Genomic DNA, 14,260 nt, shown 5'->3' with positions numbered 1-14,260 from the left:
ATGAAAATAGTCGTACAAAAGTTTGGAGGAACTTCGGTATCAACTGAAGAAAATAGACAGCAAGTTATTAATAAGGTTAAAAATGCCATTAAGGAAGGGTATAGTCCTGTTCTAGTGGTATCTGCTATGGGAAGGAAAGGCCAGCCTTATGCGACTGATACGCTATTATCATTAATAGATGATAAATTCAAAAATACAAACAAGTTGGCTAAGGATCTGCTTATGTGTTGTGGAGAAATTATTAGTTCTGTTGTGATGAGTGATGATTTATATAATGCAGGAATTGATGCTGTGCCGCTTACCGGAGGACAAGCGGGGATATTAACTGACAATAATTTTAATGAAGCGACTTGTATTGACGTTAAGCCAAAAAAAATATTTGACTTAGTATCACAAGGAAGAGTCCCAGTGGTAACTGGATTCCAGGGTGTTACTGAAAATGGATATTTGACTACCTTAGGAAGAGGTGGGAGTGATACTACAGCTTCAATTTTAGGAGTGGCTCTTAAGGCTGAGGCTATTGAAATATATACCGATGTAGATGGAATTATGACGGCAGATCCAAGAGTAGTTGAAAATGCTAATTTAATTGATGTTATAAGCTATTATGAAGTATTCCAATTAGCTGAAAAAGGCGCCACTGTAATTCATCCAAAAGCAGTAGAAGTAGCAATGGAAGGAAATATTCCTATATTAATAAAAAATACAATGAGTGACTGTAAGGGAACTTTAATTAATAATTTTGGCGATAAGAGTAATGATAGAATGATGACTGGCATTACAAGTCAAAAAAATAGGATTCAAGTGTCTATTACTGCAGCTGAAAATCAAGGCAATAGCAAATATAAGAATGTCTTAGATTTGCTAGCAGCAAATAAAATAAGTTTGGATTTAATAAACATATTTCCAAGTGAACAGATTTTTACTGTAAATCAAGCCGATAAAGAAACTTTAGAAAATGTCTTAAATAGTGCTAACTTAAAATATATACTAATAGAGAATTGTAGCAAAGTAGCTGTTATTGGCTCAAAAATGAAAGGGATACCTGGTGTTATGGCTAAGATTATTAAAGCGTTAAGTGATAATAACATTGAAGTATTGCAAACAGCTGATTCACATATGACAATTTGGTGTTTGGTTCATTCAAAAGATGAAAAAGAAGCAATTAATGTTTTACATAAAACTTTTAAGCTTTAGCAATTGAAAATATAAATTAGATTTATAGGCTGATTTATATTTTATACTTTATACTATGAATAAAATAATTCCGAATGTACAAAATAAAATTAGTATAGGAGGAATTATTTTATGGATAAATATATTTTAAACAGTGATAATACAGAAAAAGAAGAAAAAGAAAAATCAGAAGCTCAAGATAAAATAGAAAATGTGAAAGAGCTTGGAAATACAGCTCTAGCGACTCCAAATAAAAAAATACAGGTGCTATCTATAATAGGTCAAATTGAGGGACATTCAGTATTACCTCCACAAACTAAAGCTACGAAATATGAACATATTATACCGCAATTAATCGATATTGAACAAAATGAAGACGCAAAAGGATTACTTATAGTATTAAATACAGTTGGAGGAGATGTAGAGGCTGGTCTTGCGATTTCTGAAATGATTCGAAGCATGTCTAAGCCTACTGTATCTGTAGTGATTGGTGGAGGACATTCAATAGGAGTTCCGCTTGCAACATCAGCAGATTTTTCTTTTATAACTCCATCTGCTACAATGATTGTTCATCCCGTAAGAATGAATGGGTTTGTGATTGGCGTAGCGCAAACATTTGAGTATTTTAAGAAAATGCAGGAAAGAATAAATGAATTTATTGTTCGAACATCAAATATAGAACAAGATAATTTAGAAAAGTTCATGTTGCAAACTAACGATTTGCTAAATGATGTTGGAACTATGTTGATTGGAAAACAGGCCGTTGAGTGTGGACTTATCGATGAGGTTGGAGGAATAAAGGAAGCCTTAGAAAAACTTAATGAACTTATAGAAAAATAGCATTCTATTTTTAAGGTTATAGAAAAAATCTATAGCCGATTTTTGTTTTTAGTGTTATCTTATTAAAGGAGAAGCGTTATCTTACGTAGAAATAAATATATGAGGTGATTAAGGTGGGTAGGACTAAAGGCAAAAATGGCGCCACAAAAGCTAAAAAGGATGAGAAGACAGTAAACCCAGATATAGTAGGAATAGTGTATATTGCAACAGGAATAATACTTGGGATAGCAATATACACTTCTTTAGCTGGGATATTATCATTCCTGGCACAAAAGGGATCCTATGTAACAATTGGAATAGGTGCAAATGCGTTACCTATTTATCTAATATATTTTGGATTTCAATATATAAAGACAAGAGGAAAGATAGAATTAAATAAGAATTTTTTTGGGATGACAATTTTAGTAGTTGTTATCATGTTAACTTTCGGAATTATAAATATTCAAAGTTTGGAAAATCAAAGCGATTTTTTTGGTAATCTTAAACTTATAATTAGTGATAATACTAAAACTATGCATGGTGGAATTATAGCATATCTTATATGTTATCCACTTTATAAAATTATAGGTGTAGTTGGGACTTATATTTTACTTCTTGCATTTTCAATAATAGCGCTTATTTTGATTTTTGATATTACTTTATATGATTTAGGATTAAAGGCATATAATAAAGGAGAAAAGATAAGAAATAATAGAAATAAAAAGATAAGGGAAAAAAATGAACAACGGGTTCGTGAAAATTTCATCAATATAGTAGAAAAGGATGAAAGTGAAGATAGAAATCAAAAAGAAAAGGATGCATTTCTATCTGGAGTTGATAAGAAGATAAAGATTTTAGACTTTATGAAGAATGCAAGTGAAGATGATGATGTATCGCCAGATTTGCAGTCAGAAATTTCATCAGATATTCAAATAGATAGTTTCTTAGAGAAAAGTACACAAAACCATACACGTAAGAAAGAAAATTTAGAAAATGATGTTAAGGATGTTGTGAATAAAGAAATACAGGAACATATTTTAGAACAAAAAGAACAAAAAGAATATAAACATCCAAGCTTAGAATTATTGAAGTTAAATGCTAATACAAAGCTCAATAATACCGATAAAAAAGAATTAATAGAAAATGCAAATAAACTTGAAGAGATCTTATCTAACTTTGGAGTTGATGCGAAAGTAACTCAAGTAACTAAAGGTCCATCGGTTACAAGATTTGAACTTCAGCCTAGTCCAGGAGTTAAGGTAAGTAAAATAGTAAATTTAGCGGATGATATAGCTTTAGGGCTTGCCGCTTCAGGTATAAGAATAGAAGCTCCTATTCCGGGGAAAGCTGCAGTTGGTATCGAAGTTCCAAATGGAAAGCAAACTCCAGTATTTTTAAGAGAAGTATTGGAAAATGATGAATTTATTAATTCTAAGAAAAAATTAGCATTCGCTCTAGGGAAAGATATTTCAGGAAAGTGCGTTGTGGGAGATTTAAGTAAGATGCCTCATACATTAATTGCAGGGGCCACTGGGTCTGGTAAAAGTGTATGTATAAACTCTCTTATAATAAGTTTGTTATATAAGTATAACCCTGATGAAGTTAAACTTCTTATGGTTGATCCTAAGGTTGTTGAATTGAATGTTTATAATGGAATACCACATCTTCTGATTCCAGTTGTTACGGATCCTAAAAAGGCGGCAGCAGCTTTAAATTGGGCAGTAAATGAAATGACAAACAGATATAAGCTTTTTGCTGATTCTGGAGTTAGAAATATGGAATCTTATAATGAGTTATTTAATAAAGGTATTATAGAACAAAAGCTCCCATACATTGTAATTATTGTTGATGAGCTTGCAGATCTTATGATGGTGTGTCCAAATGATGTAGAAGATTATATCGGAAGATTAGCTCAAATGGCAAGAGCAGCTGGTATGCATTTGGTTATAGCAACTCAAAGACCATCAGTAGATGTAATAACAGGAGTAATTAAGGCAAATATTCCTTCTAGAATATCTTTTGCAGTTTCATCTCAGATTGATTCAAGAACAATACTGGATGGATCAGGTGCAGAAAAACTTCTTGGTAAAGGAGATATGTTATATTACCCTGTTGGGGAAAGTAAACCTCTTAGAGTTCAAGGGTGTTTCATATCAGAGGAAGAAGTAGAACAAGTTATTTCGTTTATTAAGAGTGAACAAGGTGATACTAATTACGAAGAAGATATAATAGATCATATTAATAATGCGTCAGATTCAAAATCTACGGAGTCAGGTGAAAGCAGTGATGATGTAGATGAGTTGCTTAGCGAAGTAATCAATGTTGTAGTAGAATATGGTCAAGCGTCAACCTCATTTATTCAAAGAAAATTTAGAATAGGTTTTAATAGAGCTTCTAGAATTATGGATCAATTAGAGGAAAGAGGTATTATATCTGAAAAAGATGGAAGTAGACCGAGACAAGTGCTTATTACAAGACAACAACTTCTAGATGAGAACACACAAGATGAGAATAATTAGACGATTTTTCAATATAGACATTTAATTAATAATTTTAAACTATTTATGAAGTAAAATTTAACATTGTGTTAATTTTTTAGATTCATACTATTTAAGATATAATTGTAAATGATTTTTATGTAATAATGGTAGTAATATTATAATAATAGAAACTTGTAAAGTATAGTTTTAATTTGTTATAATAAAGACTATTAAAACACAGGAGGATGTAAGGACTTGAGTGAAATTAAAATAGAGATGGAAAATAATAATCAAAAATATAAAGTTGGTATGGTAAGTTTAGGATGTGATAAAAATAGAGTTGACTCAGAGATAATATTAGGCAAGATGAGCAACGAGTATGAAATAACTAGCAATCCTAAGAATGCAGATATAATCATTGTAAACACATGTGGTTTTATAGAAAGTGCAAAACAAGAATCTATTGACACTATTTTAGAGATGGCTAACTATAAAGTAAATTATAAATGTAAATTGCTTATAGCTACAGGATGCTTGACTCAAAGATATGGAGAAGAGCTAGGAAAGTTAATACCAGAGATAGATATGATGATGGGTGTTAATGATTATAATCAAATCAATGAAATAATAACTGATTTTATAGATGGAAATAAAAGGGCACTAGAACTTTTAAATTATTCTGATGAAAACATTAATGAAGGAAAAAGAATTATTACAACACAAAAAGAAAGCGCATATATTAGAATTGCAGAAGGTTGTAACAATTTTTGCACATATTGTATAATTCCTAAAATAAGGGGAAAATTTAGAAGTAGGAAGATGGAAAATATTATAAATGAAGCAAGAGACTTGAGTGAAAGTGGAGTTAAAGAAATCATACTTATAGCTCAAGATACCACTTTATATGGTAGTGATATCTATGGAAAGAAAAGCCTTCATATATTAGTAAATGAATTATCTAAAATTGAAGGGATAAAGTGGATTAGGATTCTTTATTGTTATCCAGAGGAAATATATGATGAACTTATAGATGAAATTGCGAGCAATGATAAAGTTGTAAAATACTTAGATATACCTATACAACACATAAGTGATAAAATTTTAAAGCTTATGGGAAGAAAGACTAGCAAACAAGATATAATAAATAAAATAAAAATGTTAAGAGAAAAAGTTTCAGGAATCATCATAAGAACAACTTTTATAGTTGGATTTCCTAATGAAACAGAAGAAGAATTCAATGAAATCATAGACTTTCTTAAAGAATATAAACTTGATAAAGTAGGGGTATTCACTTATTCACAAGAAGAAGATACCCCGGCAGCACAAATGGTTGGTCAAGTAGAAGAAGAAATCAAGGAAAAAAGAGAAGAAAAATTAATGTTATTACAAAAAAATATTACAGAAGAAATAAATAAATTGAAAATTGGGAAATTATATGATATTCTTGTTGAAGGATATAATGGAAAGTATTACTATGGAAGAAATTATGAAATGGCTCCTGATATTGATGCAAATGTATTATTTGAATTTTCAGGAAATATAGTAAATGGCAAATTTGTAAAGGTAAAAATAGTAGAGAATATGGATTATGATTTAGTGGGAGTTGTTGTTGATGAATCTTGCAAATAAGTTAACCTTAATTAGAATATTTTTGGTTCCTGTATTTTTAGTATTTATAGCAGTTAAAGATATACCATATGGAAGTTTTATTGCTACATTTATATTTATTTTAGCTTCATTAACGGATAAGTTAGATGGGTATATTGCTAGATCTAGAAATCAAATAACTAACTTTGGAAAATTTATGGATCCTTTAGCAGATAAATTATTAGTTACTGCGGCGTTAATTTCTTTAGTTGAATTACAGGTAGTACCAGGATGGGCAGCTGTGGTTATAATTGCACGAGAATTTGCTGTTTCAGGCTTAAGATCAATAGCTGCAACACAAGGAAGAGTTATAGCAGCTAGCTGGTGGGGAAAAATTAAAACGGTTATACAAATTATAGCAATAATTTTATTACTATTAAAAGTAAATATTCATGATGCAAGGCTGTTAAAAATTTTTGTAATAGACAATTATTATTTGAAAGGATTTTTTAAATTCGCTCCAATGATAATGCTTATGATTGCGGTTGTAGTAACCCTGCTTTCAGGTTATGATTACTTTAAGAAAAATAAGGAAGCAGTCTCTATTGATAAATAAAAAATTAAATATATATAGAAATATAAATTTTCTATATATATTATGTTTAAGAATAAGAAAAAGTGGATATAAATTAAATGGTTCCTTCTTTAGTTGGTAAAGAAGGAACTTTTCTTCAGGCACATTCAAAGAAATAATATACCAGTATGGTTGTCAATTTTACATCTTTGGCACTATTATTTTCGTTCATATGCCTTGAATTAAATATTGACTATAGTTTAGAATTAATTTATAATAAATACAGAACATAAGTTCGATAGAAGGGAGAAAGTTAGTATTATGGGAAATATAAATTCAGAAAAATTAAAAGCAATTGAAAGTGCTATGAGTCATATAGAAAAACAATTTGGTAAGGGGGCAGTAATGAAATTAGGTGACCACAATATTTCTAATATGGATGCTATATCAACTGGATGTTTAGATTTAGATATAGCACTTGGAATTGGCGGGGTACCAAAAGGAAGAATTATTGAAATTTATGGACCAGAAAGTTCAGGAAAAACTACAATTGCACTTCATATAGCTGCAGAATCGCAAAAAAAAGGAGGAGCTGTAGGGTATATAGACGCAGAGCATGCGTTAGATCCTAGTTATGCTCAAAAACTTGGCGTTGACGTAGATAGTTTAATAATTTCTCAACCAGACACAGGAGAGCAAGGGCTTGAAATCGCAGAAGCATTAGTACGTTCAGGTGCTATTGATGTTCTGGTAGTAGACTCTGTTGCTGCTTTAGTACCTAAAGCAGAAATTGAAGGAGAAATGGGAGATTCTCATATCGGTCTTCAAGCTAGACTTATGTCACAAGCTTTAAGAAAACTTGCAGGAACAATTAATAAAACTAATTGTGTTGCGATATTTATTAACCAATTAAGAGAAAAAGTTGGAGTTATGTTTGGTTCTCCAGAAACAACAACAGGAGGAAGAGCATTAAAGTTCTATGCCTCAGTAAGACTTGATATTAGAAGAATAGATTCTATAAAACAAGGTGATGCTATCATTGGTAACAGAACAAGAATTAAGGTGACAAAGAATAAAGTTGCACCTCCATTTAGGCAAGCTGAATTTGATATTATGTATAATGAGGGAATTTCAAGAAATGGTAACATAATAGATGTTGGTGTTAAGGAAGAAATAGTTCAAAAAAGTGGTGCTTGGTTCTCTTATGGTGATGTAAGATTAGGTCAAGGAAGAGAAAATGCTAAGATTTATTTAAAAGAAAATCCAGAAATAGCATTAGATATAGAAAATCAAATTAGAGAAAAGCATAATCTTCCTGCAGCAGAATTAGCTAAGACAGCTGTGATAAATAACACAACTAATGCAGAGGCTAAGGTTAAAGAAGACAGTGCAGAAGATAATAAAGAATAAATTTAACTATAAAGGTAAAAATGATGAATAAATAATATTTTATTCCATAAAATTAGATATAATTAAAATATAGCTACATATATATGATTACTCATATAATGTAGCTATATTTAAAATTCCTTGATATTTCATAGTACAAAACAGAATATAACCATTATATGAGCAAACTTGACATAATTTTGTTTTTAATATAGAATAAAAAGGAATACTGGTTTATCATATTCCGAATGCAGTGAGAAGAATATGACACCGACTACACTTTCTTGTTAATAATAATATAATGAGAAAATGATAAATTAGGAGGTGTTTATGTGGAAATAGCATTTATGATATTAATAGATATAATAGTTTTATTAGTATTAGGAATAGTGGTTTATAAAACGATTCAAAACATATCAAAAACAAAAATTGAATCGCTTGAAAAAGAAGCAGAAGAAATTCTAGCAAGAGCTAAAAAGGATGCAGAAGCAACTAAAAAAGAGGCAATCCTTGAGGCAAAAGAAGAACTTCATAAATTGAGAAATGATTTTGATAAGGAATCTCGTGAAAGACGAAATGAGATTCAAAGGCTTGAAAGAAGAGTAATTCAAAGGGAAGAAGCTCTAGATAAGAAGAGTGAACTTCTTGAAAAGAAAGACGAAACAATCAATCAAAGAATGCTTGAAGTAGATCAAGTAGAAGCAAAGGTACAGAAGCTTTATGAAGAAAGAAGAGCAGAACTTGAAAGAGTAGCAGCCCTTTCTGGTGAAGACGCACGTGAGATACTTTTGGATGAAGTAAGAAAAGAGATTACTCACGATGCTGCTTTAATGATAAAAGATATTGAAAGTAAGGCAAAAGAAGAGGCAGATAAGAGATCAAGGGAGATAATAACGACTGCGATCCAAAGATGTGCTGCCGATCATGTGTCTGAATCAACTGTACACGTTGTTGCACTACCGAATGATGAGATGAAAGGTAGAATAATAGGTAGAGAAGGAAGAAACATTAGAACCTTAGAAACATTAACAGGAGTTGATTTAATAATAGATGATACTCCGGAAGCAGTCATTCTTTCTAGCTTTGATCCAATAAGGCGAGAAGTTGCAAGAATGGCACTAGAAAAGTTAATAGTGGATGGCAGAATACATCCAGCAAGAATCGAAGAGATGGTTGAAAGAGCTAATAAGGACGTAGAAAATAGTATAAAAGAAGAAGGAGAGCAAGCAGCTCTTGAAACTAGTGTACATGGACTACATCCAGAGATTATAAGACTTCTTGGTAGATTAAAGTATAGAACTAGTTATGGTCAAAATGTTTTAAAACATTCCATAGAAGTTTCATACTTAGCTGGCTTAATGGCTTCAGAGCTAGGTTTAGATGTTACTTTAGCTAAAAGAGCTGGATTGTTACATGATATCGGGAAAGCTGTTGATCAAGAGCAAGAGGGGCCTCATGCTTTAATTGGTGGAGATCTAGCTAAAAAGTATCACGAATCACCATTAGTAATTAATGCAATAGCAGCGCATCATTCAGATGTTGAAATGCTATCTTTAGAAGCGGTACTAGTTCAAGCAGCAGATGCAATATCGGCAGCTAGACCAGGTGCTAGAAGAGAAACATTAGAAGCATACATTAAGAGATTGGAAAAGTTAGAGGAAATTGCAAATTCACATGAAGGTGTAGAAAAGTCATATGCCATTCAAGCTGGTAGAGAGATTAGAATTATGGTTAAACCAGATAAAGTAGATGATGCTGGAATAATTGAATTGGCACGTAATTTAGTTAAGAGTGTCGAGGAAGAACTTGAATATCCAGGACAAATTAAAATTAATGTGATTAGAGAAACTAGAGCAATAGATTTTGCTAAGTAAATCAATGAAGTATATTTTGTTATATAATAAAATATACTTCATTTTATTATATAACAAAATATATTTGAGCAACTAATATAAAAAAATGAAAAAAATTTTTAAAATTTAGTAAGAATAAAAAGGAATTTAAAGAAATTTATAGAATATAATTAATGTAAACGATTTGTATAATAAATTCTAGGAGGAATAACAAAAATGGAAGTATTAAAAGTATCAACAAAATCAAATCCTAATTCTGTGGCAGGTGCATTGGCGGCTATAATAAAAGAAAAGAATATTGCTGAAATTCAAGCAGTTGGAGCAGGTGCAATTAATCAAGCGGTCAAGGCAATTGCTATTGCGAGAGGGTTTGTGGCACCTAGCGGAAAAGATATTGTATGCGTACCAGCCTTTACTGATATACAAATTGATGGAGAAGAAAGAACTGCAATAAAGTTAATAGTACAACCTAGATAATAAATTATTTCTAAATTAATATGCTATGAAGTGATTTTTAAGTTGAAATTATCTATAAAAACGATTATACTATAATAGTTAAATGCTATATTTATTAATTATTTTGTAAAGAGGTGTATATAATGATAGCAAAAGAGGTTTCAGTAAAAAATTCATCTGGTCTTCATGCTAGACCAGCAACATTATTAGTTAAGAAAGCTTCATCATTTAAATCAGACGTTAGCATAGAATATAACGGTAAGAAAGCAAATGTAAAAAGCTTAATCGGAGTTTTATCTTTAGCAGTTACTAAAGATGCTCTAATCAAAGTTGTAGCTTCAGGTGATGACGAAGCTTTAGCTGTTGAAGAAATTGTTAAATTAGTTGAAACTTTAGAAGACTAATTATGCAAAATAGGGTTCCATATTTTTAATATGGAACCTTTTTTCTATGGAAAATTATTCGAATAATAATGTAGTTAATAATAGTTAAAGCTAAACAAGTGAGTTTATCTATTGAAATATTAAATTGTAAAGGTTTAATTATCGTCAGTAAGTAAGTTACACCTAAAAAATAAGGTAACTATATTTAATGCTGCTAAGAAAATAATAATATAGCTGATTCTTACGATAATTGAATTATGAAGGAAGATCATATTCACAAAATTCAGGTTAAATAGGCCGATAGTTCCCCAATTTAGAGAACCGAGAAAGACTAGTAGAAAAGAGAGCTTGTCAAATAGATTTAGTTTACACACAATACCCACTCCTATCTTAAATATTATTTTATTATAATTATATGAATTTAAGAGACAATAATAACAAAAAGTTAAATTAATTTTATATAAATTTATTACATGATGATTAAAAATTAAAAATTAAATAGTCAAATATGAAAAAAGTATGATATAATACGAATGTTGAAAGAAAAAGTATAAAATATATTCGTGTGGAGGTTTTTGAATGAGAAATTTATATAGCACACCTTTAAATTCGAGATACGCATCAAAAGAAATGAGTTTTATTTTTTCTGATGATATGAAGTTTACAACATGGAGAAAATTATGGGTAGCTCTTGCAGAAGGTGAAAGAGAGTTAGGGTTAAATATAACTGAAGAACAAATTAAAGAATTAAAAGAACATATTAATGACATAAATTATGAAGAAGCTGCAAAGAAGGAAAAAGAAGTCAGACATGATGTAATGAGTCATGTTTATGCATATGGTCTTCAATGTCCAGCTGCTAAAGGAATAATCCATTTAGGGGCTACGTCTTGTTATGTAGGAGATAATACAGATGTCATAATAATGAGAGATGGACTAAATCTAATAAAGAATAAAATAGTCACAGTTTTAAATCATTTGAAAAATTTTGCATTAGAGTATAAAGATATGCCAACACTAGGATTTACACATTTTCAACCAGCTCAATTGACTACTGTAGGAAAAAGAGCAACATTATGGATGCAAGATTTAGTAATGGATATAGAAAATATAGATTTCTTGATATCAACTTTAAAACTTAGAGGTGTAAAAGGAACTACTGGTACTCAAGCAAGTTTTATGGAACTTTTTGATGGGGATGAAAGTAAAGTTAAAGCATTAGATAAAATAGTAGCAGAAAAAATGGGGTTTGAGAAAAGCTATGGAGTTACAGGTCAAACTTACCCAAGAAAGCTTGACTCTATAGTTTTAAATACATTATCAGAAATTGCTCAAAGTGCTTATAAATTTAGTAATGACTTGAGATTACTTCAAAATATGAAGGAAATGGAAGAACCATTTGAGAAAAATCAAATAGGATCATCAGCTATGGCGTATAAGAGAAATCCTATGAGAAGTGAAAGAATAAGTGCATTAGCTAGATATGTTATAGTAGATGCATTAAACCCAGCGATAACAGCAGGGACTCAATGGTTTGAAAGAACTTTAGATGATTCAGCTAATAAGAGATTATCAGTTGCAGAAGGATTCCTAGCATTAGATGGAGTTTTAAATTTATACATAAATATCGCTGAAAATATGGTAGTATATGATAAAGTAATAGCTTCTCATGTACAAAGAGAGTTACCATTCATGGCTACTGAAAATATAATGATGGAAGCTGTAAAAAGGGGTAAAGATAGACAAGAGCTACACGAACAGATTAGAGTTCATTCTATGGCTGCAGCCCAAAGAGTAAAAGGTGAAGGATTAGATAATGATCTAATTGATAGAATAATAAGTGATGAATCATTTGGTCTATCCAAGGAAGAAATTCTAGCAGTTATTGATCCAACTAAATTTGTTGGAAGAGCACCAAGCCAAGTTGTTGAATTTATCGATGAATACGTAGATCCAATCATTAAGAATAATGAAGAAGCATTAAAGATTAAAAGTGAAATTACAGTGTAGTATAGATATCCAACATATAACTTAGACTTAAGTGATAACCTACCGAAATTATAAACATTTTTATTCCGAAAAACTATGAAAACATCGCTGAAGGTTCTAAGTAGCAGGTTGTATCCACTTTAGCATGCTCCAACTTTCAGTTTGACAAGCTAAAGTGGAACAACCTACAACTAAGAATCTTTAGCAGCTTATTTTCAAATGTTTTCTCCATAAAAATGTTTATAATTTCTAGTTAAGATATCAACTTAAAGTTTTAATAAATTTGTAAATATGTTTATATAATACGTCAATTATTTACTTTGAAATATAACCAAACTAGAAATGAGTAGCATACTTTTGTGGAATGTTTCATAAGGAATTTTTGTGGTAGTGATTCTTAGAATAAAAGTTGTTCCAAATATGCTAGTTCAAAGCTTTGTCTTTGAGGCTAGCATTTTGGGTACAACTTTTGTTATTAGAATCACCCATAAAGATTCCTTAGAAACTGGAACAAAAGTATGCTATTCATTTCGGTGGTTTATTGCATAAGTCTTGTCTATATCAACTAAATTTTAATGCTCTAAGTTTTGGATACTTATGGGGATAAATTTCGCTAAGGGGATAGTTTAGCTTGTTGTAACTGTGACAACAATAAAGATAGTCATTATTTTGCAATTTATAAGTAATAAATCCATTGTGAAAATATCTACCTATTGAGGGGGTATAAAATTGAATTAAGACTCCCTTATCTAGATAAGTATCATCAGGAAGTTTAATGCCTAACTTTTGTGAAGTTAAATATGAGTAAAGATCCTCAACCCGAACCCAAGTGTTAGTATATGGTTTCCATATACTATTTTCATTAAATCCACCTGCATGCAGAATTTGTGATATGAAATTTGTGCAGTCGCCACCAATTCCATCAAACGATTTGTAATTAGGATTTGGTTTTAAGGCATAAGTTTCTGCATAGGCGCATGCTTTATCAATGTTAAAAACGGGATCATTTCGGGGTATATATTTTTTGTTGGGTTTCATAACCGTCCTTATAAAAGATTCGTATAATGAATCTATTTTTGAATTCTTGTCAAAATATATACTCTGAGTTTTAGTAAAAATAGAATTATCGATTAGTGATATGGAAGTACTTAAAATATAATTATATAGAATAGGATTTTCTTCATTCTCTATAAGAAGATGTATTTTATATTTATTGTGTAGATTTTCTAGAATTATAATATATTCATGAACACAAGCAGAATTTATAAGAGCATTAGAATCTTTTATTGTAAAAAAAATTTTTAAATTTAGCTTAACTTTGATAAGGTTAGAATATTCTTCTACTAAGTCATAAGAATAATCAAAGTGGAAATTTTCAAAAGATGAATTTAATTTTTTTCTCCATCTAAAATCAAATAGTTTCTTTAAATATATTTCTTCTTGTAAATAGCTATTTAAAGCAACGACGTTATTGGAAAGTGATTCTAAATTATTATAGGGTGTTGAGAGTAACAAACACAAAGAATATAAATTTTTAGATAACATATATAATCC

12 protein-coding genes are annotated in these 14,260 nt (G+C 30.3%); 10 read left to right on the top strand and 2 right to left on the bottom strand.

All coding sequences use genetic code 11. The features are described 5' to 3' along the window. From dapG to CLCHR_RS03265, 9 genes are all read left to right on the top strand, one after another. Nucleotides 1-1,197, top strand: a complete 1,197-nt coding sequence (gene dapG, locus CLCHR_RS03305; protein ID WP_079438262.1) for an aspartate kinase — start codon at nt 1-3, stop codon at nt 1,195-1,197. A gap of 111 nt (nt 1,198-1,308) precedes the next feature. Further along, nucleotides 1,309-2,016, top strand: a complete 708-nt coding sequence (locus tag CLCHR_RS03300; RefSeq protein WP_079438261.1) for a ClpP family protease — start codon at nt 1,309-1,311, stop codon at nt 2,014-2,016. A gap of 113 nt (nt 2,017-2,129) precedes the next feature. After that, nucleotides 2,130-4,514, top strand: coding sequence for an FtsK/SpoIIIE family DNA translocase (locus CLCHR_RS03295; protein ID WP_079438260.1), 2,385 nt, complete (start codon nt 2,130-2,132; stop codon nt 4,512-4,514). 237 nt (nt 4,515-4,751) lie between these two features. Next, nucleotides 4,752-6,104, top strand: a complete 1,353-nt coding sequence (gene rimO / locus CLCHR_RS03290) for a 30S ribosomal protein S12 methylthiotransferase RimO (protein WP_139376206.1) — start codon at nt 4,752-4,754, stop codon at nt 6,102-6,104. Next, nucleotides 6,088-6,678, top strand: coding sequence for a CDP-diacylglycerol--glycerol-3-phosphate 3-phosphatidyltransferase (gene pgsA, locus CLCHR_RS03285; protein ID WP_079438258.1), 591 nt, complete (start codon nt 6,088-6,090; stop codon nt 6,676-6,678). The genes rimO and pgsA overlap by 17 nt, the downstream gene beginning before the upstream one ends. Before the next feature lie 279 nt (nt 6,679-6,957). Further along, nucleotides 6,958-8,046, top strand: a complete 1,089-nt coding sequence (gene recA / locus CLCHR_RS03280) for a recombinase RecA (protein WP_079438257.1) — start codon at nt 6,958-6,960, stop codon at nt 8,044-8,046. Between the two features lie 311 nt (nt 8,047-8,357). Then, nucleotides 8,358-9,899: a ribonuclease Y gene (rny, locus tag CLCHR_RS03275; RefSeq protein WP_079438256.1), complete on the top strand. Its 1,542-nt coding sequence runs from the start codon at nt 8,358-8,360 to the stop codon at nt 9,897-9,899. A 195-nt stretch (nt 9,900-10,094) separates the two neighbouring features. After that, nucleotides 10,095-10,355: a stage V sporulation protein S gene (locus CLCHR_RS03270; protein ID WP_009169189.1), complete on the top strand. Its 261-nt coding sequence runs from the start codon at nt 10,095-10,097 to the stop codon at nt 10,353-10,355. A 122-nt stretch (nt 10,356-10,477) separates the two neighbouring features. After that, nucleotides 10,478-10,738 carry an HPr family phosphocarrier protein gene (locus CLCHR_RS03265; RefSeq protein WP_079438255.1) on the top strand — a complete coding sequence of 87 codons (261 nt, stop codon included), beginning with the start codon at nt 10,478-10,480 and terminating at the stop codon, nt 10,736-10,738. 134 nt (nt 10,739-10,872) lie between these two features. On the opposite strand, the gene CLCHR_RS03260 is transcribed toward CLCHR_RS03265, so the two are convergent. Next, on the bottom strand, nt 10,873-11,091 hold the full coding sequence (locus CLCHR_RS03260; protein ID WP_079438254.1) for a DUF378 domain-containing protein: 219 nt from the start codon (nt 11,089-11,091) through the stop codon (nt 10,873-10,875). A 205-nt stretch (nt 11,092-11,296) separates the two neighbouring features. Here CLCHR_RS03260 and purB point away from each other — a divergent pair, with 205 nt between their 5' ends. Next, nucleotides 11,297-12,727, top strand: coding sequence for an adenylosuccinate lyase (gene purB / locus CLCHR_RS03255; protein WP_079438253.1), 1,431 nt, complete (start codon nt 11,297-11,299; stop codon nt 12,725-12,727). A 540-nt stretch (nt 12,728-13,267) separates the two neighbouring features. On the opposite strand, the gene CLCHR_RS03250 is transcribed toward purB, so the two are convergent. After that, a partial coding sequence (locus CLCHR_RS03250) for an amidase domain-containing protein (RefSeq protein WP_242965985.1) occupies nt 13,268-14,260 on the bottom strand: 993 nt, incomplete at its 5' end.

This window comes from Clostridium chromiireducens (assembly GCF_002029255.1).
Lineage (GTDB): Bacteria > Bacillota > Clostridia > Clostridiales > Clostridiaceae > Clostridium > Clostridium chromiireducens.
This window is presented reverse-complemented; position numbering and strand designations above follow the sequence as displayed.